Source organism: Ralstonia sp. RL, from assembly GCF_001683835.1.
GTDB classification, from domain to species: domain Bacteria; phylum Pseudomonadota; class Gammaproteobacteria; order Burkholderiales; family Burkholderiaceae; genus Ralstonia; species Ralstonia mannitolilytica.
Map to the genome: position 1 here is coordinate 19334 of NZ_LWRX01000150.1, position 25340 is coordinate 44673.

Sequence of the window (25340 nt, forward strand, 5' to 3'; positions counted from 1 at the left end):
CATCGGAAGAACGCCGTGGAACAACACTCCTTCCCCATCGCGCCTTCGGCGCCGTCGGCCCAGGGTCTGTACGACCCGACCAATGAACACGACGCTTGCGGCGTCGGCTTCGTCGCGCACATCAAGGGCAAGAAAAGCCACGAGATCGTCCAGCAAGGGCTGCGCATCCTGCACAACCTCGACCACCGGGGCGCTGTCGGTGCCGACCCCCTGATGGGCGACGGGGCAGGCATCCTGCTGCAGATTCCCGATCAGTTCTTCCGCGAAGAGATGGCCAAGCAGGGCATCAACCTGCCGCCGGCCGGCGAATACGGCGTCGGCATGATCTTCCTGCCGAAGGAACATGCCTCGCGCCTCGCCTGCGAACAGGAACTTGAGCGCACCGTGCGTCTGGAAGGCCAGGTCGTGCTGGGTTGGCGCGACGTGCCGGTCGACAAGACCATGCCGATGTCGCCCACGGTGCAGAAGACCGAGCCGGTGATCCGCCAGATCTTCATCGGGCGCGGCCGCGACATCATGACCACCGATGCGCTGGAGCGGAAGCTGTACGTGATTCGCAAGACCGCCAGCCACGCCATCCAGGCGCTCAAGCTCAAGCACGGCAAGGAATACTTCGTGCCGTCGATGTCGGCGCGCACGATCGTCTACAAGGGCCTGCTTCTGTGCGAACAGGTCGGCCGCTACTACCAGGACCTGGCAGACCCGCGCACGGTGTCGGCGCTGGCGCTGGTGCACCAGCGTTTCTCGACCAACACGTTCCCTGCATGGGAACTGGCGCACCCGTACCGCATGGTCGCGCACAACGGCGAAATCAACACCGTCAAGGGCAACGTCAACTGGATCAACGCGCGTACGGGCGGCATCTCGTCGCCGGTGCTGGGCGATGATCTGCCGAAGCTGTGGCCGCTGATCTATCCGGGCCAATCCGACACGGCATCGTTCGACAACTGTCTCGAACTGCTGACGATGGCCGGCTATCCGCTGGCCCAGGCGATGATGATGATGATTCCGGAAGCGTGGGAACAGCACACGCTGATGGACGACAACCGTCGCGCCTTCTACGAATACCACGCTGCAATGATGGAGCCGTGGGACGGCCCCGCCGCCATCTGCTTTACCGACGGCCGCCAGATCGGTGCAACGCTCGACCGTAACGGCTTGCGTCCGGCGCGCTATTACGTCACCGACGACGACATGGTCGTGATGGCGTCCGAAGCCGGCGTGCTGCCGATTCCCGAGTCCCGCATCGTCAAGAAGTGGCGCCTGCAGCCGGGCAAGATGTTCCTGATCGACATGGAGCAGGGCCGCATCATCGACGACAAAGAGCTCAAGGACAACCTGGCCAATGCCAAGCCGTACAAGAGCTGGATCGATGCCGTGCGCATCAAGCTCGACGAGCTGGAAGCCAAGCCGGAAGACGTGGCGGCCGAAACCAAGCCGGCTGCCAAGCTGCTGGATCGCCAGCAGGCCTTCGCCTACACGCAGGAAGACGTCAAGTTCCTGATGGCCCCGATGGCCGCCAACGGTGAAGAAGCCGCCGGCTCCATGGGCAACGACAGCCCGCTGGCCGTGCTGTCCTCCAAGAACAAGACGCTCTACAACTACTTCAAGCAACTGTTCGCGCAGGTCACGAACCCGCCGATCGACCCCATCCGCGAAAACGTGGTGATGTCGCTCGTCTCGTTCATCGGGCCGAAGCCGAACCTGCTCGAGCTGAACAACATCAACCCGCCGATGCGTCTTGAAGTGAGCCAGCCCGTGCTGGACTTCAAGGACATGGCGAAGATCCGCAACATCGAGCACTACACCGGCGGCAAGTTCATGGCTTACGAGCTGGACATCTGCTACCCGGTCGCGTGGGGCAAGGAAGGCATCGAAGCACGCCTGGCCTCGCTGTGCGCCGAAGCCGTCGATGCGGTCAAGTCGGGCTACAACATCCTGATCGTGTCGGACCGCGGCGTGGACGAAAAGCAGGTCGCGATTCCGGCGTTGCTCGCCACGTCGGCCATCCACCATCACCTGGTGGAGAAGGGCCTGCGCACGAGCACCGGTCTGGTGGTCGAGACGGGTTCGGCCCGCGAAGTGCATCACTTTGCGCTGTTGGCCGGCTACGGCGCCGAAGCCGTGCATCCGTACCTCGCGATGGAAACGCTGGCCGAGCTCGCCCCGGGCCTGGGCCTGACCGCCGACAAAGCGATCTACAACTTCATCAAGGCGATCGGCAAGGGCCTGCAGAAGGTGATGTCCAAGATGGGCATCTCGACGTACATGTCGTACACCGGTGCACAGATCTTCGAGGCGATCGGCCTGTCGCGCGAGCTGGTGGACAAGTACTTCCACGGCACGGCATCCAACGTGGGCGGCATCGGCATCTTCGAAGTGGCCGAAGAAGCGCTGCGCCTGCACCATGACGCCTTTGGCGATGCGCCGGTCCTGGCCAACATGCTCGACGCCGGCGGCGAATACGCCTTCCGCATCCGCGGCGAAGAGCACATGTGGACGCCGGATTCGATCGCCAAGCTGCAGCACGCCACCCGCGCGAATTCGTACCAGACGTACAAGGAATACGCGAACCTCATCAACGACCAGAGCAAGCGCCACATGACACTGCGCGGCCTGTTCGAGTTCAAGGTGGACCCGGCGCGCGCGATTCCGCTGGAAGAAGTCGAGCCGGCCAAGGAGATCGTCAAGCGCTTTGCCACCGGCGCGATGTCGCTCGGCTCGATCTCGACCGAGGCGCATACCACGCTGGCCGTGGCGATGAACCGCATCGGCGGCAAGTCGAACACGGGCGAGGGCGGTGAAGACGAGCGCCGTTACCGCAACGAGCTGCGCGGCATCCCGATCAAGCAGGGCACCAAGCTGTCGGACGTGATCGGCCGCGAAGTGGTCGAGCGCGATCTCGAACTGCAGGAAGGCGATTCGCTGCGCTCGAAGATCAAGCAGGTGGCCTCGGGCCGCTTTGGCGTGACGGCCGAGTACCTGGCGTCTGCCGATCAGATCCAGATCAAGATGGCCCAAGGTGCCAAGCCCGGCGAGGGTGGTCAGTTGCCCGGCCACAAGGTGACGGACTACATCGGCAAGCTGCGTTACTCGGTGCCGGGCGTGGGCCTGATCTCGCCCCCGCCGCACCACGACATCTACTCCATCGAAGACCTGGCGCAGTTGATCCACGACCTGAAGAACGTGAACCCGCGCGCGGACGTGTCGGTCAAGCTCGTTTCGGAAGTCGGCGTGGGCACGGTGGCCGCAGGTGTCGCCAAGGCCAAGGCCGACCACGTGGTGATCGCCGGCCATGACGGCGGCACGGGCGCTTCGCCGTGGTCGTCGATCAAGCACGCCGGCACGCCGTGGGAGCTGGGCCTGGCCGAGACGCAGCAGACGCTGATGCTCAACGGCCTGCGCAACCGCATCCGCGTGCAGGCGGACGGCCAGATGAAGACCGGCCGCGACGTCGTGATCGGGGCGCTGCTGGGCGCGGATGAATTCGGCTTCGCGACCGCGCCGCTGGTGGTCGAGGGCTGCATCATGATGCGCAAGTGCCACCTGAACACGTGCCCGGTGGGCGTGGCGACGCAGGATCCGGTGCTGCGCAAGAAGTTCTCGGGCAAGCCCGAGCACGTGGTGAACTACTTCTTCTTCGTTGCTGAAGAAGTGCGCGAGATCATGGCGCAGCTGGGCATCCGCACCTTCAACGAGCTGATCGGCCGCGCCGACCTGCTCGACACGAAGGCCGGCATCGAACATTGGAAAGCGCGCGGCCTGGACTTCACGCGCATCTTCTATCAGCCGGCGAAGAAGGAAGGCGAGCCGTGCTACCAGGTTGACGTGCAGGACCACGGTCTCGATCGTGCGCTGGATCACCAGCTCATCGAGAAGGCCAAGGCTGCGCTGGAGAAGGGCGAACGTGTGTCGTTCATCCAGCCGGTGCGCAACGTCAACCGCACCGTGGGCGCGATGCTGTCGGGCGAGGTGGCCAAGCGCTACGGCCATGAAGGCCTGCCGGACGATTCGATCCACATCCAGATGCAGGGGACGGCGGGCCAGTCGTTTGGCGCCTTCCTGGCCCACGGCATCACGCTGGACCTTGTGGGCGACGCCAACGACTACGTCGGCAAGGGCCTGTCGGGCGGTCGTGTGATCGTGCGCCCGCCGCACGAATTCCGCGGTGAGCCGACGTCGAACATCATCGTCGGCAACACGGTGCTGTACGGCGCGCTGGCCGGCGAAGCCTTCTTCAACGGCGTGGCCGGCGAACGCTTCGCCGTGCGCAACTCCGGCGCCACCACGGTGGTGGAGGGCACGGGCGATCACGGCTGCGAGTACATGACCGGCGGCACTGTCGTCGTGCTGGGCGCGACCGGCCGCAACTTTGCGGCGGGCATGTCCGGTGGCGTGGCCTACGTCTATGACGAGGACGGCCTGTTCGACAAGCGCTGCAACACGGCGCAGGTCGCGCTGGAATCCGTACTGTCGGCGGCAGACCAGGAGAAGGCGCACACGCCTGCGACCTGGCACAAGGTCGGTGGCGAGCGCGTGCTCGACGAGCAGCTCCTCAAGGCGCTGGTGGAAAAGCACTTCCGCTACACCGGCTCCGAGCGCGCCAAGGAACTGCTGGCCGACTGGACCAACGCACGCCGCCGCTTCGTCAAGGTCTTCCCGACCGAGTACAAGCGCGCGCTGGCCGAGATGTACGAACGCGAACAGGAAGCCGGTCGCGAGCAAATCGCGGCTTGAGCCTGATCCAGCGACCAGGCGGATGACGGATCTTCGGTGATCCGCCGTCCGCCGCCACCGAATACAACGCAACTGATACGACGATCCGATGCACGCGTGCATCGGGTCAGGAAGGACACCATGGGCAAGGCGACCGGTTTTCTCGAATTTCCCCGCCAGAACGAGGCATACGAAGCGCCCGAAGCGCGCGTGAAGCATTACAAGGAGTTCGTGTTCGCACTGGCGGACAACGAAGCCAAGATCCAGGGCGCGCGCTGCATGGACTGCGGCATCCCGTTCTGCAACAACGGCTGCCCGGTCAACAACATCATCCCGGACTTCAACGACCTGGTGTACCGCCAGGACTGGAAGACGGCGATCGAGGTGCTGCACTCGACCAACAACTTCCCCGAGTTCACGGGCCGCATCTGCCCGGCACCGTGCGAGGCGGCCTGCACGCTGGGCATCAACGAGCTGCCGGTCGGCATCAAGTCGATCGAGCACGCCATCATCGACAAGGCCTGGGAAGAGGGCTGGGTGGCGCCGCAGGTGCCGAAGCACAAGACCGGCAAGACCGTCGCCGTGGTCGGCTCGGGCCCCGCCGGCCTGGCCGCTGCGCAGCAACTGGCGCGCGCCGGCCATGACGTGACGGTGTTCGAAAAGAACGACCGCATCGGCGGCCTGCTGCGCTACGGCATCCCCGACTTCAAGCTGGAGAAGGCGCACATCGACCGCCGCATGCAGCAGATGGAAGCCGAGGGCGTGACGTTCCGCACCGGCGTCATCGTCGGCGACAAGACGGTTCCGGCAGGCATCTGCAACGACGCGCGCGAGATGATCTCCGCCGACGACATCCTCAAGCAGTTCGACGCCGTCGTGCTGACGGGCGGTTCGGAAGTGCCGCGCGATCTGCCGGTGCCGGGCCGTGATCTGGATGGCGTGCACTACGCCCTGGAATTCCTGATCCCGCAGAACAAGGAGGTGGCCGGCGACGCGCCGAACCCGATCCGCGCGGATGGCAAGCACGTCATCGTGATCGGCGGCGGCGATACGGGTTCGGACTGCGTGGGCACGTCCAACCGCCATGGCGCCGCGTCGGTCACGCAGTTCGAGCTGCTGCCGCGCCCGCCCGAAGAAGAGAACAAGCCGCTGGTGTGGCCGTACTGGCCGATCAAGCTGCGCACGTCGTCGTCGCACGACGAGGGTTGCGAGCGCGACTGGTCGGTCGCCACCAAGGAGCTCATCGGCGAGAACGGCCGCGTGACGTCCCTCAAGGCAGTCCGCCTCGAATGGAAGGACGGCAAGATGAGCGAGATCGAAGGCAGCGAGTTTACGCTCAAGGCCGACCTCGTGCTGCTGGCGATGGGCTTTACCAACCCGGTCGGCGGCGTGCTGGACGCCTTCGGCGTGACCAAGGATGCGCGCAACAACGCACGCGCCTCCACCGAAGGCGACAACGCCTACGCGACCAACGTGCCGAAGGTGTTTGCCGCCGGTGACGTGCGCCGTGGCCAGTCGCTGGTCGTGTGGGCCATCCGCGAAGGCCGGCAGGCTGCGCGCTCGGTGGACGCGTTCCTCATGGGGCACTCGGAACTGCCGCGCTGACCACGCGGTTCGACCGGCTGACCCCAGGCCCCCAAGGCTCGCCTTGGCGGGCCTTTTTCTTTGGCGGTCGGCGGCTTCATGGTTTACATCGACATGGTTTACATGGGTGCAGGGCGGACGCGCTGATTTCTAGAATGCAATTTCCCCGGCCCCGTCTTCTTCGATGCGAATGCGCGCCCGCCATGCGTCCGTCACTGTTTCCGAAGCGCCCGATGCGCGGCGGCGGTGCGTCGTGGCGTCGCTCGCTGCGCTGTCGGCGTCGCTGGCGTTGCCCGCCCATGCGTTGCTGCAGGGCTATCCGTCTCAGTCGCTGCGTTTCGTGGTGCCGTCAGCCGAGGGCAGCGCGTTTGATGCGCTGGCGCGGGCGTTGGCCGCGCAGTTGCAGCAGCAGGTCGGCCGCCCCGTCGGTGTGGAAGACCGGCCCGCCGCCAATGGCATGGCGGCCGGCGAGGCGGTGGCCCGTGCCCCGTCGGACGGCCACACCCTGCTGCTTCAGCAGACGACGTTTGTCGCCCAGCCTGCGCTTGAAGCGGCGTCCTATGATCCGCTGCGCGACTTCCAGCCCGTGGCGATGGTGGCGGCGCTGCCGTTGTTCCTGGCGGTCGACGCGCGGTTGCCGATCCACACCATCACCGATCTCCTGGCACGGGCGCGTGCTGAAACCGTCACCGTCAATTGCGGGTCGGACGTGCTTGGCACGTGGTCCCACCTCGTTGCCGAGCAGTTTGTCCGGGACTACGCCTTTCACGCGCCGCATGTGGCCGTCCGCGGCGAGGCGGGGCTCGTCCAGCAAGTCCTCGCAGGGCGGATGGCGGCCTGCTTTGCGTGCTATCCGAGCGTGGCGGCGGCAGCCGCCAGTGGGCAACTGCGGCTGGTGGGCGTGACGGGCGGCGTGCGGTCGCGGTTTGCGCCCGCCGTCCCGACGTTGCGCGAGGGCGGCTTGGCGGGGTTCGACCGCAGTGCATGGATCGGCGCCTTCATGCCGGCGCGCACGCCGCGGCTGCTTGCCGTGCGGGCCGCGGCCGAACTGCGCCGCGCGGTCCGTTCGGTAGACGTGGGCGCGACACTGCGCGCTGGCGGCTTCGAGCCGGAATGGGACGGGCCGGACACTTTTACCCAGACCGTGCGCAGCGACGCCGCCCACTGGCAGGCGGTGATCCGGCACGCCGATCTGCGACTCGACAGCGGCGAATGAACGCAAAGGAATCGGCCTGCGCCGACAGTGCGCCCTCAGCCACCTGCAAGGCCAGCGCAGCGAGCGCGGCACGCAAGCCACACAAACTGTCGGTAAGCATGGCGTGACTGACGGGCTACGCGGGTTTCCACCTATAATGGCGGGCCGCGTCGCAAGCCAGCGCGGCACCAAGAGAACAAGATGCGGCGAGCCAAAGCCGCCAATCCGCCGAGCCCTCAGCCGACAATATCCGTGTCCAGCCAGACTCCCAACGCCGTTGTCGAACTCGATCAGGTCGATTTCGCCTACCAGCCAGGCGAGCGGCGCATCCTGTCCGGCCTGTGCATGCGCGTGCCCAAGGGCAGCGTGGTGGCTGTCATGGGCGGCTCAGGTTGCGGCAAGACCACGATCCTGCGATTGATCGGCGGGCAGGTCGGCGCAGCGGCGGGCACCGTGCGCGTGCTCGGCCAGGACATCGGCGCATTGGACAAGCCTGCGCTGTACGCCGTGCGCCGCCAGATGGGCATGCTGTTCCAGTTCGGGGCGCTGTTTACCGATATGTCCGTGTTCGACAATGTGGCATTTCCGCTGCGCGAACACACCAAGCTGCCCGAGCCCCTCATCCGCGATCTCGTGCTGATGAAGCTCAACGCCGTCGGCCTGCGCGGCGCGCGCGACCTCATGCCCGCCCAGATTTCCGGCGGCATGGCCCGGCGCGTGGCGCTGGCCCGCGCGATCGCGCTGGACCCGTCGATCATCCTCTACGACGAGCCGTTCGCCGGGCTTGATCCGATCTCGCTGGGCCTGACCGCCTCGCTCATCCGCAAGCTGAACGACGCCCTGGGCGCAACGAGCATCATCGTCTCGCACGATGTGCAGGAAACGTTCCATATTGCGGACTACGTCTACTTCATCGCCAACGGCGGCATTGCCGCCGAGGGCACGCCGGCCGAGCTGACCGCCTCGACGGACCCGTTCGTGCGCCAGTTCGTGCACGGCCAGGCCGACGGCCCGGTGCCGTTCCACTACCCGGGGGTGCCGCTGGCTGACGATTTCGGCCTCGGCCAGGATGCGGCGAACGGAGGTGGGCGATGATCTCGACCATCGGCTTTCTCGTCCGCACGCTGATCAGTCGTCTCGGCTACGGCGCCCGCATGCTGCTGGCCATGTTCGCCGCATCCGGCGACGTGCTGCGCCGCCCGCGCCTGGTGATCGAGCAACTGCGCTTCATCGGCAACGATTCGTTCATCATCATTGCGGTATCGGGCCTCTTCGTCGGCTTCGTGCTGGGATTGCAGGGCTATTACACGCTGAATCGCTATGGCTCCGAGCAGGCCCTGGGCTTACTGGTGGCGCTGTCGCTGGTGCGCGAACTGGGCCCCGTGGTGACGGCGCTGCTGTTTGCCGGCCGGGCCGGTACGTCGCTCACGGCCGAAATCGGCCTCATGAAAGCCGGCGAGCAGCTGATCGCCATGGAAATGATGGCCGTGGACCCGCTGGCCCGTGTGCTGGCGCCGCGTTTCTGGGCCGGGTTCATTGCCATGCCGCTGCTGGCTGCGATCTTCAGCGCGGTCGGCATTCTGGGTGGATACTTTGTCGGCGTGGGCCTGATCGGCGTGGATGCCGGCGCGTTCTGGTCGCAGATGCAGGCCGGCGTGGATGTGGTGGACGACGTGCTCAACGGCGTCATCAAGAGTGTGGTGTTCGGCGTGGCCGTGACCTTCATCGCGCTGTTCCAGGGCTACGAGGCCAAGGCGACGCCCGAGGGCGTGTCGCGTGCGACCACGCGGACGGTGGTGATCGCGTCGCTGGCCGTGCTGGCGCTGGACTTCGTGCTGACGGCGCTGATGTTCAGCTAAGCCGCCGCCACATGGCGGCCGTTCAAAGAGAAAAAGATCATGCGTAAGAGCCTCCTCGATTTCTGGGTCGGACTGTTTGTGCTGGTAGGCATCGTGGCGCTGCTGTTCCTGGCGCTCAAGGCCGGCAACATGAGCGCGTTCTCGTTTGCCAAGACTTATCAGGTGAAAGCATCGTTCGACAACATCGGCGGCCTGAAGGTGCGGGCCCCGGTCAAGAGCGCGGGTGTGGTGGTCGGCCGCGTGTCGCAGATCCTGTTCGACGACAAGAGCTACCAGGCTGTCGCCGTGCTCGACATGGACCAGCGCTACCAGTTTCCGAAGGACAGCTCGGCCAAGATTCTGACCTCGGGGCTGCTCGGCGAGCAGTACATCGGGATCGAGCCCGGTGGCGACTCGGCGATGCTCGCCAATGGCAACAAGATCACCATGACGCAGTCGGCCGTGGTGCTCGAGAACCTCATCAGCCAGTTCCTCTACAGCAAGGCGGCCGATGCAGGGGCAGGCGGCACCAAGCCCGCCGGGGGCACTGGGAGTCAATAAACCATGAAAACAACAACATCCATCCGCACGCTGCGCAGTCTTGCGCTGGCCGTGGCGGCCGGCACCGCCTTGCTGGCGGGCTGTGCCACCGGCCCGAACGCCAATCCGGCCGACCCGATCGAGCCGTTCAACCGCGAGGTCTTCCGCATCAACGAAGACTTCGACAAGGGCGTACTGAAGCCGGTCGCGCAAACGTACGTTGACGTGGTGCCGTCCCCGGCGCGTACGGCCGTGTCGAATTTCTTCTCGAACGCGGGCGACGTCTACTCGGCCGTCAACAACCTGCTGCAGTTCAAGGGCACGGCTGCGCTGGAAGACACCATGCGCGTGGCCATCAACACCGTGTTCGGCCTGGGCGGCCTGATCGACATCGCCTCGGACGCCGGCCTGCCCAAACACAAGGAAGACTTCGGCCAGACGCTTGGCGTGTGGGGCGTGCCGGCCGGTCCGTACATCGTGTGGCCACTGCTGGGCCCGAGCACCGTGCGCGATACGGCGGGGTTCCTGGTCGACTGGCAACTGGATCCCCTCACTTACTTCGACGGCACGGTGACGTATTCGCTGGCCGCGCTGCGGGTGGTCGACGTGCGCGCCAGCCTGCTGGGCGCCAGCAACGTGCTCGAGGACGCCGCCGTGGATAAGTACACCTTCATGCGCGATGCGTATCTGCAGCGCCGGCGTTACCTGATCTACGACGGCAATCTGCCTGAAGACGGCGAGGGCGCGAAGGCCGATGGCGACGCGCAGGGGGGCGGCAGCGGGACGGTATCGCCGTCGCGGCGCCTCACCCCCAATTGGCCGATTTTCCGCCGCTGACGGCGGCCTTCGTAACAATGTCGCCTCAATGGTGACAAGCCGTAAAACCCGCCGGTGCAGCGCGAACTCGGCTGGAGGCCGCCTGTTCTAACGGCCAGCACAAGCGCAGCGACGACGCTGCAGGCGAAACCAAGATCACATCAGAAGGACGCGACTATGTTGAAGAAAGTTCTCCGCTCCGTGTTTGCCGGCCTCACGCTGACGGCAGCCGTGGCTGCCGCACCTGTCCATGCCCAGGAAGCGGACGCCCAGGCCACCGTCAAAGCCGCCGTGGACGACGTGCTGACCACCATCAAGAATGACCCGGAGCTGCGCAGCGGCAACATGGCCAAGGTCTTCCAACTCGTGGACGACAAGATCGTGCCGCGTGCCGACTTCAAGCGCACGACGCAGATCGCCATGGGCCGGTTCTGGAACCAGGCGACGCCGGAGCAGCAGCAGCAGATTCAGGAGGGCTTCAAGACCCTGCTGATCCGCACCTACGCGGGCGCGCTGTCGAACGTGAAGAACCAGACGGTCACGTACAAGCCGTTCCGCGCCGCGGCCGACGACACCGACGTGGTGGTCCGTTCGACCGTGAACAACAACGGCGAGCCGGTCGCCCTGGACTATCGCCTCGAGAAGACCGCCAATGGCTGGAAGGTCTACGACATCAACATCAGCGGCCTGTGGCTGTCGGAGACGTACAAGAACCAGTTTGCCGACGTCATCAGCAAGCGCGGCGGCGTTGCCGGGCTGGTCAGCTTCCTGAACGAGCGCAACGCGCAGCTCGAAAAGCGCCCGGCGAAGTAAGCGGCCTTCCGGTAGAATCGACGCAGCGGTCAAGTCTGGCCGCTGTTTCTTTTTCTGACTTCGACCATGTTGACCTTGTCCGGCCCGCTGACCCATCGCGAAGCGCCGCGCGTTCTGTGCGAGGGCGAGGCGCAGCTCGGCCGGGCGCGCGAGGCCGGCATGGCAGCCCTGCGTATCGACTGCGCGGGGCTGTCGCAGGTCGACTCCTCCGCCGTGGCGGTCCTGCTGTCCTGGCAGCGGACGGCCCGGGCGCACGGCATCGCGCTCGATATCGCAGGCGCGCCGGAAGCGCTTTCCAATCTTGCGACGCTCTACGGCGTCGAATCCCTGCTGGCGATGGCGCCGGCAGCCGCAACCCACCCTCACGTACGACATTGAGGCGGCGTCCGGTGCGAGGCGCGGGGTCATTCCCGCCACCCGACATCGCGATGCCGCGCTCCGCGCCGGGCGCCGCGTGCGTTCCGGGCATCCGGCCGGCGCCGTTTGCCGCGCCGCAGTCTCTTGGTGCAGTTCCCCTATAATTCTGGGTTTGTCGCTCTGCCGCCGCCGCGTGTGGCACCCGGGCCGCGGTCGCCACGTCGACCTGCGAGCCGGATATGCGCAGGGTAGTTCACTTTGTCGGCCATGAAAGCCATCGAAATCGCTGACGTCCGCAAGCGCTACAAATCGTTGCAAGCGCTCAAGGGCGTGAGCCTGTCTGTCGAGCAGGGCGAGTTTTTCGGCCTGCTTGGCCCCAACGGCGCGGGCAAGACCACGCTGATCTCCATCCTCGCCGGGCTGAATCGCGCGGACTCCGGAAGCGTGCGGGTGCTCGGTCACGACGTCGTCTCCGACTACCGCACGGCGCGCCGCAAGCTCGGTGTGGTACCGCAGGAACTGGTGTTCGACCCGTTCTTCACGGTGCGCGAGACGCTGCGCCTGCAGTCGGGCTATTTCGGCCTGACCAAGAACGACGACTGGATCGACGAGGTCATGGCCAACCTGGACCTCACCAGCAAGGCCGACGCCAACATGCGTGCGCTTTCGGGCGGCATGAAGCGCCGCGTGCTGGTGGCGCAGGCATTGGTGCACCGTCCGCCTGTCATCGTGCTGGACGAGCCCACCGCCGGCGTGGACGTCGAACTGCGCCAGACGCTGTGGAAGTTCATCTCGCGCCTGAACCGGGAAGGCCACACGGTCGTGCTGACTACGCACTATCTCGAAGAGGCCGAGTCCCTGTGCGACCGCATTGCCATGCTCAAGTTTGGCGAGGTGGTGGCGCTCGATCGCACGGCCAATCTGCTGTCGCAATTTGCCGGTCTGCAACTGGTGCTCAGCTTCTCGCGCGGTGCGCTGCCGGCTTCGCTCGGAGGCCTGCGCCTGCCCGGCAACCATGGCGAGCGCGGCGTGCGCTTGCGCCTGTCGGGCTACGGCGAGGTCGAGCAGATCCTCTCCACCTGCCGTCAGGCAGGCTGCGAGATCGACGACATGGAAATCGCCAAGGCCGACCTCGAAGACGTGTTTGTACAGATCATGCGCCGCGAGGGTGGTATCCCTGCCGTGCCGCAAACACCCGAAACCGCGCTGGAGCCCGCCGCATGAACGCCATCCCCGAAAGCCTGCCGGGCCGCTGGGTCGGCTTCCGCACGCTGCTGTACAAGGAGGTGCTGCGCTTCTGGAAGGTGAGCTTCCAGACCGTGGCCGCGCCGGTGCTGACCGCGCTGCTGTATCTGCTGATCTTCGGCCACGTGCTGGAAGACCGGGTCAAGGTGTTCGACCAGCTGAGCTACACCGCCTTCCTGGTGCCGGGCCTGGTGATGATGAGCGTGCTGCAGAACGCGTTTGCGAACAGCTCGTCGTCGCTCATCCAGTCGAAGATCACCGGCAATCTCGTGTTCATCATGCTGCCGCCGCTCTCGCACTGGGAGATGTTCGGCGCGTACGTGTGTGCGTCCGTCATCCGTGGCCTGGCCGTGGGCGCGGGCGTGTTGCTGGTGACGACGTGGTTTGCGCACCTGCACTTCGCGCAACCGCTGTGGATCATCGTGTTTGCCGTGCTGGGCGCGGCGGTGCTCGGCACGCTCGGACTGATTGCCGGCATCTGGGCCGAGAAGTTCGACCAGCTCGCGGCATTCCAGAACTTTCTGATCGTGCCGGCCACCTTCCTGGCGGGCGTGTTCTACTCGATTCATTCGCTGCCGCCGTTCTGGCAGGCGGTGTCCCACGCCAACCCGTTCTTCTACATGATCGACGGCTTCCGCTACGGCTTCTTCGGCGTGTCCGACGTGCCGGTGGCGACGAGCCTCGGCGTGATGCTGATCGCGCTGGTCGTGGGGGGGGGATTGCCCTGCACATGCTGCGCACGGGCTACAAGCTGCGCCATTGACGCGTCGATAACAAAACGAACGACGCTCACCCTAACGTTTTGCAGGAGAAGGGACGGCCATGTTGCCCACACCCGAACAAGTCAAGCAGTACATCCAAACCGGCCTGCCGTGCGAGCACCTCGAAGTCGAGGGCGACGGGCAGCATTTCTTTGCCACCATTGTCAGCGCGCAGTTTGAAGGCAAGCGTCTGATCCAGCGCCATCAGCTCGTGTACGCAGCGCTGGGCGACCGCATGCGTGCGGAAATCCATGCGTTGTCCATGAAGACGCTGACGCCGGCGGAGTGGAAATCCTGATGGCCGAGCTCGATCCCACGGCTGTTGTCGCTGATCCCGATTCCGCTGCTGTTTCCGCTGCTGTTCCCGATTCCGCGCTCGCAGAGCGCCCCGCACGACGAGACGTCTCGCTCATGGACAAACTGCTGATCGAAGGCAATGGCCCGCTGTCGGGCGAAATCCGTGTCTCCGGCGCCAAGAACGCTGCGCTGCCCATCATGTGTGCTGCGCTGCTGACGCCCGAGCCGCTGGTGCTGCACAACGTGCCCAACCTGCAGGACGTGCGCACGATGCTCAAGCTGCTCCGGCAGATGGGCGTCGAAGGCACGCAGAACGGCCACGACGTGACGCTCGACGCGGGCGCCATCCACACGCCGGAAGCCCCGTACGATCTCGTGAAGACCATGCGCGCCTCGATCCTGGTGCTGGGGCCGCTCCTGGCCCGCTTCGGCCACGCACGTGTGTCGCTGCCGGGCGGCTGCGGCATCGGGGCGCGTCCGGTCGATCAGCACATCAAGGGCCTGCAGCAGATGGGGGCCGAGATCGTCATCGAGCACGGCTACATCGAAGCCAAGCTGGCCAACGGCGCCAAGCGCCTGCGCGGCGCGCGCATCGTCACCGACATGGTGACGGTCACGGGCACTGAAAACCTACTGATGGCCGCCGCACTGGCCGATGGCGAAACCGTGCTGGAAAATGCCGCACGCGAGCCCGAGGTGACCGACCTTGCCAACCTGCTGGTGAAGATGGGTGCGCGCATCGAGGGCATCGGCACCGATCGCCTGGTGATTCAAGGTGTCGAAGCGCTGCGCGGTGCGCAGCACACCGTGATCGCCGACCGCATCGAGGCCGGCACCTTCCTGTGCGCCGTGGCCGCCGCCGGCGGTGACGTGACGCTGCGCGACGTGCCGCCAGGCATCCTCGATGCGGTGCTCGACAAGCTGCGCGAGGCGGGCGTGACGCTCACCACCGGGGAGGACTGGATCCGCGTGCAGATGACCGGCCGCCCGAAGGCCGTGAGCTTCCGCACGTCCGAGTACCCGGCGTTTCCGACCGACATGCAGGCGCAGTTCATGATGCTCAACGCCATTGCCGAAGGTTCGGCGACGGTGACGGAGACCATCTTCGAGAACCGCTTCATGCACGTGCAGGAGCTCAACCGCCTGGGCGCCAACATCGTCATCGAGGGCAAGACGGCGGTGGTGACCGGCGTCGAGCAACTGTCGGGCGCGACCGTCATGGCGACCGACCTGCGTGCCTCCGCGAGCCTGGTGATTGCCGGCCTGGTGGCGCAGGGCGAGACGCTGGTCGATCGCATCTATCACCTCGATCGTGGCTACGACCGCATCGAAGACAAGCTCTCCGCCGTTGGCGCCAAGATCCGCCGTATCCAGGGTTAAGCCCGCCATGAACGCATTCCAGTCCGCTTCCAACCAGCTCACGCTGGCGCTCTCCAAGGGGCGCATCTTTGAAGAGACGCTGCCGCTGCTGAAGGCGGCCGGCATCGAGGTGACCGAAGACCCGGAAACCTCGCGCAAGCTGATCCTGCCGACGTCGGACCCGGCGCTGCGCGTGATCATCGTCCGGGCCTCCGACGTGCCGACGTATGTCCAGTACGGTGCCGCAGATTTCGGCGTGGCCGGCCGCGACGTGCTGATGGAGCACGGGATGGCGGGCCTGTATGCGCCCATCGATCTGAACATCGCCCGCTGCCGCATGTCGGTGGCGGTGCCCAAGGGCTTCGATTACGCCAATGCGGTGCGCCAGGGGGCGCGCCTGGCCGTGGCGACGAAGTATCTGAATACCGCGCGCGAGCACTTCGCCAAGAAGGGCGTGCACGTCGACCTGATCAAGCTGTATGGCTCGATGGAGCTGGGCCCGCTGGTGGGCCTGGCCGACGCCATCGTCGACCTGGTCAGCACGGGCGGCACGCTGCGCGCGAACAACCTCGTCGAGGTGGAGGAGATCGTGCAGATCTCGTCCCGGCTCGTCGTCAACCAGGCTGCGCTGAAGTTGAAGCGCGAGCGGCTGGCGCCGATCCTCGACGCTTTTGACCGCGCCTCCGCCCAGGGCGAGCGCGTTGGGGAACCCGCATGAGCCTGACCATCCGTAAGCTGGATTCGGCCGACGCCGGATTCGCGGCGCAACTGCGCCAGGTACTCGCCTTCGAGGCGAGCGAAGACGAAGCCATCGACCGCGCCGCGGCGCAGATCCTGGCCGACGTGAAGGCGCGCGGCGACGCCGCCGTGCTGGATGCCACGCGCCGCTTCGACCGCATCGAAGCCGAGAGCCTGGCGGCGCTGGAACTGTCGCCCACCGTGCTGCAGGCCGCGCTGGACGGCCTGGAACCCAAGCGCCGCGCCGCCCTGGAAGCCGCGGCTGCTCGCGTGCGCGCCTACCACGAGAAGCAGAAGCTCGAGTGCGGCACGCACAGCTGGGAATATGCCGAAGCCGATGGCACGGTGCTCGGCCAGAAGGTCACGCCGCTGGATCGCGTGGGCATCTACGTGCCGGGCGGCAAGGCTGCGTATCCGTCGTCGGTGCTGATGAACGCGATCCCGGCACGCGTGGCTGGCGTCAAGGAAATCATCATGGTGGTGCCGACGCCGGGCGGCGTGCGCAATGACCTCGTTCTGGCCGCGGCCTGCATCGCTGGCGTGGACCGCGTCTTCACCATCGGCGGCGCGCAGGCCGTGGGGGCGCTCGCTTACGGTACGGAGACCGTCCCCGCCGTCGACAAGATCGTCGGCCCTGGCAACGCGTACGTGGCGGCCGCCAAGCGCCGCGTGTTCGGCACCGTGGGCATCGACATGATCGCCGGCCCGTCGGAAATCCTCGTGATCTGCGATGGCACGACCGAACCGGATTGGGTGGCGATGGACCTGTTTTCCCAGGCCGAGCACGACGAGCTCGCGCAGTCGATCCTGCTGTGCCCGAGCGCTGAGTTCATCGCGCAGGTGGAGGCCAGCATCACCCGCCAGCTCGAAGACATGCCGCGCCGGAGCGTGATTGCCCAGTCGCTGTCGGGCCGTGGTGCGCTCATCAAGGTGCGCGACATGGAAGAGGCGTGCGACATCGCCAACGACATCGCGCCCGAGCATCTGGAGATCTCCGCCGAGAACCCGCGCCAGTGGGCCGAGCGCATCCGCCACGCCGGGGCGATGTTCCTCGGCAAGTACACGAGCGAATCGCTGGGGGATTACTGCGCGGGGCCGAACCACGTGCTGCCGACCTCGCGCACGGCGCGCTTCTCGTCGCCGCTGGGCGTGTACGACTTCATCAAGCGCTCGAGCCTGATCGAGGTCAGCGAGGCCGGTGCGCAGATGCTGGGGGAGATCGCTGCCGAGCTGGCCTACGGCGAGGGCCTGCAGGCGCATGCCCGCAGCGCCGAATACCGCTTGCAACGCGCCGCATCCGAATAACATCCGACGCCTCACCATGACCGCCACCGCTCCAGCCCAGCCCACCCTTGATGATCTGCTCGCCCGCATCGTGCGCGACGACGTTCGCGCCATGGGCGCGTATCACGTGCCCGACGCGACCGGCATGGTCAAGCTGGACGCAATGGAGAACCCGTACCACCTGCCGGCGATGCTGCGCGAAGCGCTCGGCAAGCGCCTCGCAGACGTGGCGCTCAACCGGTACCCCGTGCCCACGGCCGATGCGCTCAAGGCGCAGCTCAAGCGCGTGATGCACGTGCCGGCCGGCGCCGAAGTGCTGCTCGGCAACGGTTCGGACGAGATCATCAGCCTGATCGCCATTGCCGCGGCCAAGCCGGGCGCGACCGTGCTGGCACCGGTGCCGGGGTTCGTGATGTATGCAATGTCGGCACAGCTGCTGGGTCTGAACTTTGTCGGCGTACCGCTCAGGGGCGACCTCACGCTGGACCGCGAAGCGATGCTGGCCGCCATGGCCGAGCACCAGCCCGCGGTCATCTACCTGGCCTATCCGAACAACCCGACCGGCAACCTGTTCGATGCCGCCGACATGGACGCCATCATCCGCGCTGCACGCGGTCCGGTATGCCAGAGCCTGGTCGTCGTCGACGAGGCGTACCAGCCGTTCGCGCAGCACAGCTGGATGCCGCGCCTGACGGACTTCGACCACGTGCTGGTCATGCGCACGGTGTCCAAGCTCGGCCTGGCCGGTATCCGCCTCGGCTATGTGGCGGGGCACGCCAAGTGGATTGCCGAACTGGACAAGGTGCGGCCGCCCTATAACGTGAATGTGCTGACCGAGGCCACAGCCCAGTTCGTACTCGACCACGTCGATGTGCTCGATGCCCAGGCAGCGACCCTGCGCGCCGAGCGCAGCCGCCTGATGGAAGCGTTGTCTGCGCAGCCAGGCGTGACGGTGTTCCCGAGCGCGGCCAATTTCATCCTGCTGCGCGTACCGGATGCCGCAGGGCTGTTCAATCGGCTGCTCGATCGGCGGATTCTCATCAAAAACGTCAGTAAAATGCACCCATTGCTGGCCAACTGTCTGCGCGTGACGGTCAGCAATCCCGAAGAAAACGCGCAATTTCTCGATGCGTTTGCCGCATCGCTGCAGGAAGCCCCATGAGCCGCCGTGCCGAGGTCACTCGCAACACCTCCGAAACGCAGATCCGCGTCGCCCTTGATTTGGACGGCACGGGCAAGCAGACGCTGAACACCGGCGTCCCCTTCCTCGACCACATGCTCGACCAGATCGCCCGTCACGGCATGGTCGACCTGGACATCTCGGCCACCGGCGACACCCATATCGACGATCACCACACCGTGGAAGACGTCGGCATCACGCTGGGCCAGGCCGTCGCCAAGGCCATCGGCGACAAAAAGGGCATCGTGCGCTACGGCCACAGCTACGTGCCGCTGGACGAAGCCCTGTCGCGCGTGGTCATCGATTTCTCCGGCCGTCCGGGCCTGGAGTTCCACGTGCCGTTCACGCGCGCGCGCGTCGGCAATTTTGACGTGGACCTGTCCATCGAATTCTTCCGCGGGTTCGTCAACCATGCCGGCGTGACGCTGCATATCGACAACCTGCGCGGCGTCAACGCGCACCACCAGATCGAGACTGTCTTCAAGGCCTTTGGCCGCGCGCTGCGCATGGCGGTCGAGATCGATCCGCGCGCAGCCGGCACGATTCCGTCGACCAAGGGCGCCCTGTAAATCACTGCGTCGGCCTGGCCGCGCCTACCCGAATCCAAAACCGGCCGCCGATCCGATGGATCTCACCAAGAGTTTTTTCTCGCTGCTCGCGCTGATCAACCCGATCGGCGCGATCCCGTTCTTCATCAGCCTGACGGAGAGCCAGACCGACGAAGAAAAGCAGCGCACGATCCAGGTCGCGGCGATTTCCGTGGCCATCGTGATCGGCCTGTCGGCCTTGCTGGGCGAGCAGATCATCAGCTTTTTCGGGTTCTCGGTCGGTTCACTGCAGGTGGGCGGCGGGATCATCATGCTCATGATCGCGCTGAACATGCTCAATGCGCAGACGAGCCGCACCAAGGCCACGCCCGAAGAAGAAGATGAGGCCGGCGCCAAGGCCAGCATCGCGGTCGTGCCGCTGGCGATTCCGCTGCTCACGGGCCCGGGCTCGATCAGCACCGTGATCGTCTATGCGGGCAAGACCCGGCACTGGTGGGAGCTGTTTCTCCTGGTGGGCGTGGGCGCGGCGATCGCGGTCGTGGTCTGGATCGTGTTGCGCGCCGCCGAGCCCATCGCGCGCGTGATTGGCCGCACCGGCATCAATGTCGGCACGCGGCTGATGGGCCTGATCCTGGCGGCGCTGGCGGTGGAATTTATCGTTGATGGGCTGAAAACCCTGTTGCCCGTCCTTCGGGCTTGAGTGAAGTCATGACTAAGATCGCAATCGTCGATTACGGCATGGGCAATCTGCGCTCCGTGGCGCAGGCCCTCATGGCCGTGGCTCCCGAGGCGGATGTGCGCATCAGTGCGCAAGCCGACGAAATCCGCGCGGCAGACCGCGTGGTGCTGCCGGGGCAGGGTGCCATGCCCGACTGCATGGCTGCGTTTGACCAATCCGGACTGCGCGACGCCGTGCTGGAGGCTTCCCGCACCAAGCCGATGCTGGGCGTGTGCGTGGGCGAGCAGATGCTGCTCGAGCGCAGCACCGAAGCGCGCGTCGGCGAGCAATACACGCCCGGTCTCGGCCTGATCAAGGGCGACGTGATCCGGTTCGATCTCGACGGGCAGTTGCAGCCGGATGGTTCGCGGTACAAGGTGCCGCAGATGGGCTGGAACCGCGTGCACCAGAGTCGTGCCCACGCCCTCTGGGAAAGTGTGCCCGATCAAGCTTATTTCTATTTCGTGCACAGCTACTACGCGCAGCCCGAAAACGCCGAAGAGTCGGTTGGAGAGACCGAATACGGCGTGCGGTTTACCTGCGCCATCGCCCGGGATAATATTTTTGCCACACAGTTTCACCCGGAAAAAAGTGCGCAGGCCGGCCTGCAGATCTACCGGAATTTCGTGCACTGGAACCCGTGAGTCGGCCTCGCTATCGTCGTTGCTGCAACCGAACCCCGTTTACCTCCACCCCCTCAACTTTGTCGTTACGACTATGCTGCTCATCCCGGCCATCGACCTGAAGGACGGTCAGTGTGTGCGCCTCAAGCAAGGCGATATGGACCAAGCCACCGTGTTCTCGGAAGACCCGGCCGCCATGGCGCGGCATTGGGTCGAGCAGGGCGCCCGCCGGCTGCACCTTGTCGATCTGAACGGCGCCTTCGTGGGCAAGCCGCGCAACGAGGCCGCCATCAAGGCCATCATCGCCGAGGTCGGTGACGAGATTCCGGTACAGCTCGGCGGCGGCATCCGCGACCTCAATACCATCGAGCGCTGGCTCGACGACGGCCTGTCGTACGTCATCATCGGTACGGCGGCCGTCAAGAACCCGGGCTTCCTGCAGGATGCCTGCACCGCATTCGGCGGGCACATCATCGTCGGGCTCGATGCCAAGGACGGCAAGGTGGCGACGGACGGCTGGAGCAAGCTGACCGGCCACGAAGTCGCAGACCTCGCCAAGAAATACGAGGACTACGGCGTCGAAGCGATCATCTACACCGACATCGGCCGCGACGGCATGCTGCAGGGGATCAATATCGATGCCACCGTCAAGCTGGCGCAGTCGGTCACCATTCCCGTGATCGCCAGCGGCGGTCTGTCCAACCTGAAGGACATCGACCACCTGTGCGCGGTCGAAGAGCATGGCGTGGAGGGCGTGATCTGCGGCCGCGCCATCTATTCGGGCGACCTGAACTTCAAGGAAGCGCAAGCCCTCGCGGACAAACTCGGCGCGGCATAAGCCGCGCGCAACGGGTGCTGTGGCGCCCGACTCATCATGCTAGCCAAACGAATCATCCCCTGCCTGGACGTGACCAACGGCCGGGTGGTCAAGGGCGTCAACTTCGTCGAGTTGCGCGACGCGGGCGACCCCGTTGAAATCGCGCGCCGCTACGACGAGCAGGGCGCCGACGAAATCACCTTCCTCGACATCACGGCCACGTCCGACGGGCGCGACCTGATGCTGGGCATCATCGAGGCCGTGGCCTCGCAGGTCTTCATTCCGCTGACGGTCGGCGGCGGCGTGCGTGCGCTCGAAGATGTGCGTCGCCTGCTCAATGCCGGTGCGGACAAGATCAGCATGAATTCCTCGGCGGTGGCGAATCCGCAGCTCGTGTCGGACGCCAGCGCCCGCCACGGTGCGCAGTGCATCGTCGTGGCGATTGACGCCAAGAAGGTGTCTGCCGAAGGCGAAACGCCGCGTTGGGAGGTGTTCACGCATGGCGGCCGCAGGAGCACGGGGCTGGATGCCGTGGCATGGGCGCGCGAAATGGCGCAGCGCGGCGCGGGGGAAATCCTGCTGACCAGCATGGACCGCGACGGCACGAAGGCCGGCTTCGACCTCGAACTCACGCGTGCCGTGTCCGATGCCGTGCCGGTGCCGGTCATCGCCTCCGGCGGCGTCGGCAACCTGCAGCACCTCGCCGACGGCATCCAGCAAGGCCACGCCGACGCGGTGCTGGCGGCCAGCATCTTCCATTATGGTGAATACACCGTTGGCCAGGCCAAGCAGTTCATGGCGGAAAAGGGCATTCCTGTACGGATCGGATCATGACCAAGAAGTGGCTCAACAAGGTCCGCTGGGACGATAACGGCCTGGTACCGGTGATCGTGCAGGAGCAGGGCAGCAACGATGTGCTGATGTTCGCCTTCATGAACCGCGAGGCGCTGCAGAAGACTGTCGAAACGGGCGAGGCGGTGTTCTGGTCGCGCTCGCGCAAGCGCCTGTGGCACAAGGGCGAGGAATCCGGCCACATCCAGAAGGTGCACGAAATCCGCCTCGACTGCGATGAAGACGTGGTCCTGTTGCGTGTCACCCAGATTGGCGGCATCGCCTGCCATACCGGGCGCCACGCGTGCTTCTTCCAGAAGTTCGAGGGCAGCGCGGAAGACGGCGACTGGCACACGGTCGAACCCGTGCTGAAGCATCCTGACGACATCTACGCCGGCAAGACCGGCCACCACCATGAGTGACACGCTGCGCCGACTGGGCGAGGTGCTCGAATCGCGCAAGCTCGCCAATGGGGGCAACCCCGAGAAAAGCTACATCGCCCGCCTGTTCAACAAGGGCGACGACGCCATCCTCAAGAAGATCGGCGAAGAGGCCACCGAGACCGTCATGGCCGCCAAGGACGCCCGCGCTGCCGGCATGACCGATGACGCGCGCGCCAAGGTCGTCTACGAAGTGGCCGACCTCTGGTTCCACACCATGGTGCTGCTGTCGCACTTTGACCTGACGCCGGAGGACGTCGTCAATGAACTCGCGCGCCGGGAAGGGCTCTCGGGCCTGGAGGAAAAGGCATTGCGCAAGTCGCAGGCGCGGGACGCGGTGGGCGAATAAGGTAGCGGGTGACTGACTACGGTGGCGAATCGTCGCAGGGAGGCAGCGTGGACAAGTACGGAGCGGCAATGGTGGTGACGGACGACGCGGAGCGTCTGGCCGGACTGCAGCGCCTGACGCATATCCTGTATGCCCTCTACGCCATATTCTGGCTGACCGGCGGCGTCACCGCGCTGATCGCCATCATCATCGACTACGTCAAGCGCGATGATGTGCGCGGTACGCTGTACGAATCGCACTTCCGGTGGCAGATCCGTTCGTTCTGGTGGTGCGTATTGTGGGGTTTGGTTGGCGTGGTGCTCATTCCCCTCGCGTTCATCGGCTTTGCGGTGCTTTGGGTTCTGGGCATCTGGATGCTGTATCGTATTGTGAAGGGCTGGCTGTATCTGAACGACAGCAAGCCGATGTACGCCAACCAGTAACATCAACCAATGGCGCTGCCACCGCTGCGGCGCCACTTGCGGTATTTCACGTGGGAGTAGGACATGGGTTCCTTTAGCATTTGGCACTGGCTGATCGTGCTGGTGATCATCATGATGGTGTTCGGCACGAAGAAGCTGCGCAACATCGGTTCGGACCTGGGCAGCGCCGTGAAGGGCTTCAAGGACGGCATGCGCGAAGGCGCCGCGGACGACAAGCCCGCCGCCCCGCAGCAGACCGCCGGCCAGCCGCCGCGCGAGTTGCATGACTCGACGACGATCGACGTCGAGGCGCGCGACAAGTCCAAGCAAGGCTGAGCACGGCTGCGCTGACCGATGATCGATCTCGGCATCTCCAAGCTGGCGTTGATTGGCGCGGTGGCGCTCGTCGTCATCGGCCCGGAGCGTTTGCCCAAGGTGGCGCGGACCGCTGGCGCCCTGCTTGGCCGCGCACAGCGCTACATCGCCGACGTGAAGGCCGAAGTCAGCCGCGAAATCGAACTCGAGGAACTGCGCAAGATGCGCACCGAGTTCGAACAGGCCGCACGCAATGTCGAGCAGACCATCCACCAAGAGGTCAGCAAACACACGAGCGAGATCAACGAGCGCCTGAATGAGGCGCTCGGCGATCCGGCATTGCAGCAGACGGCCACCTCGGCGCCCGATTGGCGGCCCGCACCGGCCAAGTCGCGCAACGGCCGCAACAGCTGGCGCAACAAGCAGCTCTCGATGCCCAAGTGGTACCGCCAGAAGCAGGGCGTGCGCATGTGGGCGCAATCGGGGGCGGCCCGCGTCAAGCGTCATCGCCCGCCCATCGTCGCCGCGCAATCGCGTGCGCGCTCTTTCTTCGAATGATCCTCCGGGCGCCGGCATGTGCGCCCTGACCGCATCCCCTTCCCACCCGACATGAGTGCCGCTCCGCTCGATCCGCAAGAGTCGCCCGAGGACGGCGCGCAGGAAACCTTCATCTCGCACCTGGTCGAACTGCGCGAGCGCATCGTCAAGGCCGGTGCCGGTGTCCTGCTGATCTTTCTCGGGCTCGTCTACTGGGCGCCGGACATCTTCAACCTGTTTTCCCGGCCGCTCATCCAGGCGCTCCCCAAGAATGGCCACATGATCGTGACCGACGTCACCGGCTCGTTCTTCGTGCCGATGAAGGTGACGCTGCTGGCTGCCTTCCTCATCGCACTGCCATGGGTGCTGTACCAGGTCTGGCGCTTCGTGGCGCCGGGGCTGTATGCGCACGAGAAGCGCATGATCATGCCGCTGGTGGTGAGCAGCTACGTGCTGTTCCTGTGCGGTGTGGCGTTTGCGTATTTCCTCGTCTTCCCGACGGTGTTCAAGGTGATGGCGCACTACAACGCGCCGCTCGGGGCCGAGATGTCGACCGACATCGACAAGTACCTGAGCTTTGCGATGACCACGTTCCTCGCCTTCGGTATCACCTTCGAGGTGCCGGTGGTGGTGATGGTGCTCGTGCGCTTCGGCATCGTCAGCCTGGAGAAGCTGCGCCAGGCGCGGCCGTATGTGGTGGTGGGAGCGTTCATCATTGCGGCGGTTGTCACGCCGCCGGATGTGATGTCGCAGTTGCTGCTGGCGGTGCCGCTGTGGCTGCTCTATGAGCTGGGGCTGATCCTGGCGGCGGTCTTCTTGCGGAAAACCGTGGCGCCGGAGGCCGAGCCGGAGCACCTCCCGGTAGTCAAGGACTGATGGCCGCATTCAACAACCGCTCCAAAGAAAAAGGCAGCCGAGGCTGCCTTTCTCATTTCTGCCGCGGGGCTTACGCCGCGTACAACCAGAACTGCTCGCGCGGGAAGGTCAGGGCGTACTGGCCGTCGGCGGGTGCGCTGTTGGCGTAGGCGCGCAGACCGG

General features: G+C 65.5%; 26 protein-coding genes and 1 pseudogene. All 27 read left to right on the forward strand.

Features of this window, described 5'->3' with window-relative positions; all coding sequences use genetic code 11:
* Nucleotides 1-15: 15 nt before the first annotated feature.
* The 27 genes and pseudogenes from A6M56_RS14710 to tatC all read left to right on the forward strand — a co-directional run bounded on the left by A6M56_RS14710 (nucleotide 16) and on the right by tatC (nucleotide 25178).
* A complete protein-coding gene (locus tag A6M56_RS14710) occupies nucleotides 16-4737 on the forward strand; it encodes a glutamate synthase-related protein (protein ID WP_045785012.1) in 4722 nt (1573 codons plus the stop codon).
* Between the two features lie 120 nt (nucleotides 4738-4857).
* Nucleotides 4858-6321, forward strand: a complete 1464-nt coding sequence (locus tag A6M56_RS14715; RefSeq protein WP_102080159.1) for a glutamate synthase subunit beta — start codon at nucleotides 4858-4860, stop codon at nucleotides 6319-6321.
* Between the two features lie 163 nt (nucleotides 6322-6484).
* A complete protein-coding gene (locus A6M56_RS14720; RefSeq protein WP_045785010.1) occupies nucleotides 6485-7516 on the forward strand; it encodes a tripartite tricarboxylate transporter substrate binding protein in 1032 nt (343 codons plus the stop codon).
* Between the two features lie 231 nt (nucleotides 7517-7747).
* On the forward strand, nucleotides 7748-8590 hold the full coding sequence (locus A6M56_RS14725) for an ABC transporter ATP-binding protein (protein WP_045785009.1): 843 nt from the start codon (nucleotides 7748-7750) through the stop codon (nucleotides 8588-8590).
* Complete coding sequence (gene mlaE / locus A6M56_RS14730; RefSeq protein ID WP_045785008.1) at nucleotides 8587-9354, forward strand: lipid asymmetry maintenance ABC transporter permease subunit MlaE; 768 nt, start codon at nucleotides 8587-8589, stop codon at nucleotides 9352-9354. The genes A6M56_RS14725 and mlaE overlap by 4 nt, the downstream gene beginning before the upstream one ends.
* 39 nt (nucleotides 9355-9393) lie before the next feature.
* Nucleotides 9394-9894 carry an outer membrane lipid asymmetry maintenance protein MlaD gene (gene mlaD / locus A6M56_RS14735; RefSeq protein ID WP_045785007.1) on the forward strand — a complete coding sequence of 167 codons (501 nt, stop codon included), beginning with the start codon at nucleotides 9394-9396 and terminating at the stop codon, nucleotides 9892-9894.
* A 3-nt stretch (nucleotides 9895-9897) separates the two neighbouring features.
* A complete protein-coding gene (locus tag A6M56_RS14740; protein WP_045785006.1) occupies nucleotides 9898-10710 on the forward strand; it encodes an MlaA family lipoprotein in 813 nt (270 codons plus the stop codon).
* 156 nt (nucleotides 10711-10866) lie between these two features.
* The gene (locus A6M56_RS14745) at nucleotides 10867-11502 is read left to right on the forward strand and encodes an MlaC/ttg2D family ABC transporter substrate-binding protein (RefSeq protein WP_062739464.1); all 636 of its coding nucleotides are present in this window, start codon (nucleotides 10867-10869) and stop codon (nucleotides 11500-11502) included.
* A 66-nt stretch (nucleotides 11503-11568) separates the two neighbouring features.
* Nucleotides 11569-11880 (forward strand): STAS domain-containing protein, encoded by a 312-nt coding sequence (locus A6M56_RS14750; protein WP_102080158.1) that lies wholly within the window; start codon nucleotides 11569-11571, stop codon nucleotides 11878-11880.
* Nucleotides 11881-12126: 246 nt separating this feature from the next.
* Nucleotides 12127-13083, forward strand: coding sequence for an ABC transporter ATP-binding protein (locus A6M56_RS14755; RefSeq protein WP_102080157.1), 957 nt, complete (start codon nucleotides 12127-12129; stop codon nucleotides 13081-13083).
* Nucleotides 13080-13867 (forward strand): annotated as a pseudogene (locus A6M56_RS14760) (ABC transporter permease). Before A6M56_RS14755 ends, A6M56_RS14760 begins: the two are co-directional and overlap by 4 nt.
* Nucleotides 13868-13926: 59 nt before the next feature.
* Nucleotides 13927-14163 (forward strand): BolA family protein, encoded by a 237-nt coding sequence (locus A6M56_RS14765; RefSeq protein WP_045785001.1) that lies wholly within the window; start codon nucleotides 13927-13929, stop codon nucleotides 14161-14163.
* 113 nt (nucleotides 14164-14276) lie between these two features.
* Nucleotides 14277-15542, forward strand: a complete 1266-nt coding sequence (gene murA, locus A6M56_RS14770; RefSeq protein ID WP_102080156.1) for a UDP-N-acetylglucosamine 1-carboxyvinyltransferase — start codon at nucleotides 14277-14279, stop codon at nucleotides 15540-15542.
* Between the two features lie 7 nt (nucleotides 15543-15549).
* Nucleotides 15550-16239, forward strand: a complete 690-nt coding sequence (gene hisG, locus A6M56_RS14775; RefSeq protein ID WP_045784999.1) for an ATP phosphoribosyltransferase — start codon at nucleotides 15550-15552, stop codon at nucleotides 16237-16239.
* Nucleotides 16236-17564: a histidinol dehydrogenase gene (gene hisD / locus A6M56_RS14780; protein WP_045784998.1), complete on the forward strand. Its 1329-nt coding sequence runs from the start codon at nucleotides 16236-16238 to the stop codon at nucleotides 17562-17564. Before hisG ends, hisD begins: the two co-directional genes overlap by 4 nt.
* A 16-nt stretch (nucleotides 17565-17580) precedes the next feature.
* Nucleotides 17581-18705 carry a histidinol-phosphate transaminase gene (hisC, locus tag A6M56_RS14785; protein WP_045784997.1) on the forward strand — a complete coding sequence of 375 codons (1125 nt, stop codon included), beginning with the start codon at nucleotides 17581-17583 and terminating at the stop codon, nucleotides 18703-18705.
* A complete protein-coding gene (gene hisB, locus A6M56_RS14790; protein ID WP_045784996.1) occupies nucleotides 18702-19292 on the forward strand; it encodes an imidazoleglycerol-phosphate dehydratase HisB in 591 nt (196 codons plus the stop codon). Before hisC ends, hisB begins: the two co-directional genes overlap by 4 nt.
* A gap of 55 nt (nucleotides 19293-19347) precedes the next feature.
* Nucleotides 19348-19971 carry a MarC family protein gene (locus A6M56_RS14795; protein ID WP_102080155.1) on the forward strand — a complete coding sequence of 208 codons (624 nt, stop codon included), beginning with the start codon at nucleotides 19348-19350 and terminating at the stop codon, nucleotides 19969-19971.
* A gap of 8 nt (nucleotides 19972-19979) precedes the next feature.
* Nucleotides 19980-20633, forward strand: a complete 654-nt coding sequence (hisH, locus tag A6M56_RS14800) for an imidazole glycerol phosphate synthase subunit HisH (protein ID WP_045784994.1) — start codon at nucleotides 19980-19982, stop codon at nucleotides 20631-20633.
* Nucleotides 20634-20706: 73 nt separating this feature from the next.
* Entirely contained in the window at nucleotides 20707-21450 is a 744-nt protein-coding gene (hisA, locus tag A6M56_RS14805) for a 1-(5-phosphoribosyl)-5-[(5-phosphoribosylamino)methylideneamino]imidazole-4-carboxamide isomerase (protein WP_045784993.1), read from the forward strand.
* A 36-nt stretch (nucleotides 21451-21486) separates the two neighbouring features.
* Entirely contained in the window at nucleotides 21487-22263 is a 777-nt protein-coding gene (gene hisF, locus A6M56_RS14810; RefSeq protein WP_045784992.1) for an imidazole glycerol phosphate synthase subunit HisF, read from the forward strand.
* Entirely contained in the window at nucleotides 22260-22682 is a 423-nt protein-coding gene (gene hisI / locus A6M56_RS14815) for a phosphoribosyl-AMP cyclohydrolase (protein ID WP_045784991.1), read from the forward strand. Before hisF ends, hisI begins: the two co-directional genes overlap by 4 nt.
* Nucleotides 22675-23049, forward strand: a complete 375-nt coding sequence (locus tag A6M56_RS14820) for a phosphoribosyl-ATP diphosphatase (protein ID WP_045784990.1) — start codon at nucleotides 22675-22677, stop codon at nucleotides 23047-23049. Before hisI ends, A6M56_RS14820 begins: the two co-directional genes overlap by 8 nt.
* A gap of 47 nt (nucleotides 23050-23096) precedes the next feature.
* A complete protein-coding gene (locus tag A6M56_RS14825) occupies nucleotides 23097-23471 on the forward strand; it encodes a DUF4870 family protein (RefSeq protein WP_045787677.1) in 375 nt (124 codons plus the stop codon).
* Between the two features lie 63 nt (nucleotides 23472-23534).
* Nucleotides 23535-23786, forward strand: coding sequence for a Sec-independent protein translocase subunit TatA (gene tatA, locus A6M56_RS14830; protein ID WP_045784989.1), 252 nt, complete (start codon nucleotides 23535-23537; stop codon nucleotides 23784-23786).
* 18 nt (nucleotides 23787-23804) lie between these two features.
* Complete coding sequence (gene tatB / locus A6M56_RS14835; protein WP_045784988.1) at nucleotides 23805-24323, forward strand: Sec-independent protein translocase protein TatB; 519 nt, start codon at nucleotides 23805-23807, stop codon at nucleotides 24321-24323.
* Between the two features lie 51 nt (nucleotides 24324-24374).
* Nucleotides 24375-25178 carry a twin-arginine translocase subunit TatC gene (tatC, locus tag A6M56_RS14840; RefSeq protein ID WP_045784987.1) on the forward strand — a complete coding sequence of 268 codons (804 nt, stop codon included), beginning with the start codon at nucleotides 24375-24377 and terminating at the stop codon, nucleotides 25176-25178.
* The last annotated feature ends 162 nt before the right edge of the window (nucleotides 25179-25340 follow it).

Bases quoted from the DNA above. Each gene is read 5' to 3' on its own strand.
- A6M56_RS14715 (WP_102080159.1), top strand. From the start codon at position 4,858: ATGGGCAAGGCGACCGGTTTTCTCGAATTTCCCCGCCAGAACGAGGCA.
- A6M56_RS14720 (WP_045785010.1), top strand. From the start codon at position 6,485: ATGCGAATGCGCGCCCGCCATGCGTCCGTCACTGTTTCCGAAGCGCCC.
- mlaE (WP_045785008.1), top strand. From the start codon at position 8,587: ATGATCTCGACCATCGGCTTTCTCGTCCGCACGCTGATCAGTCGTCTC.
- mlaD (WP_045785007.1), top strand. From the start codon at position 9,394: ATGCGTAAGAGCCTCCTCGATTTCTGGGTCGGACTGTTTGTGCTGGTA.
- A6M56_RS14740 (WP_045785006.1), top strand. From the start codon at position 9,898: ATGAAAACAACAACATCCATCCGCACGCTGCGCAGTCTTGCGCTGGCC.
- A6M56_RS14745 (WP_062739464.1), top strand. From the start codon at position 10,867: ATGTTGAAGAAAGTTCTCCGCTCCGTGTTTGCCGGCCTCACGCTGACG.
- A6M56_RS14750 (WP_102080158.1), top strand. From the start codon at position 11,569: ATGTTGACCTTGTCCGGCCCGCTGACCCATCGCGAAGCGCCGCGCGTT.
- A6M56_RS14755 (WP_102080157.1), top strand. From the start codon at position 12,127: ATGAAAGCCATCGAAATCGCTGACGTCCGCAAGCGCTACAAATCGTTG.
- A6M56_RS14765 (WP_045785001.1), top strand. From the start codon at position 13,927: ATGTTGCCCACACCCGAACAAGTCAAGCAGTACATCCAAACCGGCCTG.
- murA (WP_102080156.1), top strand. From the start codon at position 14,277: ATGGACAAACTGCTGATCGAAGGCAATGGCCCGCTGTCGGGCGAAATC.
- hisG (WP_045784999.1), top strand. From the start codon at position 15,550: ATGAACGCATTCCAGTCCGCTTCCAACCAGCTCACGCTGGCGCTCTCC.
- hisD (WP_045784998.1), top strand. From the start codon at position 16,236: ATGAGCCTGACCATCCGTAAGCTGGATTCGGCCGACGCCGGATTCGCG.
- hisC (WP_045784997.1), top strand. From the start codon at position 17,581: ATGACCGCCACCGCTCCAGCCCAGCCCACCCTTGATGATCTGCTCGCC.
- hisB (WP_045784996.1), top strand. From the start codon at position 18,702: ATGAGCCGCCGTGCCGAGGTCACTCGCAACACCTCCGAAACGCAGATC.
- A6M56_RS14795 (WP_102080155.1), top strand. From the start codon at position 19,348: ATGGATCTCACCAAGAGTTTTTTCTCGCTGCTCGCGCTGATCAACCCG.
- hisH (WP_045784994.1), top strand. From the start codon at position 19,980: ATGACTAAGATCGCAATCGTCGATTACGGCATGGGCAATCTGCGCTCC.
- hisA (WP_045784993.1), top strand. From the start codon at position 20,707: ATGCTGCTCATCCCGGCCATCGACCTGAAGGACGGTCAGTGTGTGCGC.
- hisF (WP_045784992.1), top strand. From the start codon at position 21,487: ATGCTAGCCAAACGAATCATCCCCTGCCTGGACGTGACCAACGGCCGG.
- hisI (WP_045784991.1), top strand. From the start codon at position 22,260: ATGACCAAGAAGTGGCTCAACAAGGTCCGCTGGGACGATAACGGCCTG.
- A6M56_RS14820 (WP_045784990.1), top strand. From the start codon at position 22,675: ATGAGTGACACGCTGCGCCGACTGGGCGAGGTGCTCGAATCGCGCAAG.
- tatA (WP_045784989.1), top strand. From the start codon at position 23,535: ATGGGTTCCTTTAGCATTTGGCACTGGCTGATCGTGCTGGTGATCATC.
- tatB (WP_045784988.1), top strand. From the start codon at position 23,805: ATGATCGATCTCGGCATCTCCAAGCTGGCGTTGATTGGCGCGGTGGCG.
- tatC (WP_045784987.1), top strand. From the start codon at position 24,375: ATGAGTGCCGCTCCGCTCGATCCGCAAGAGTCGCCCGAGGACGGCGCG.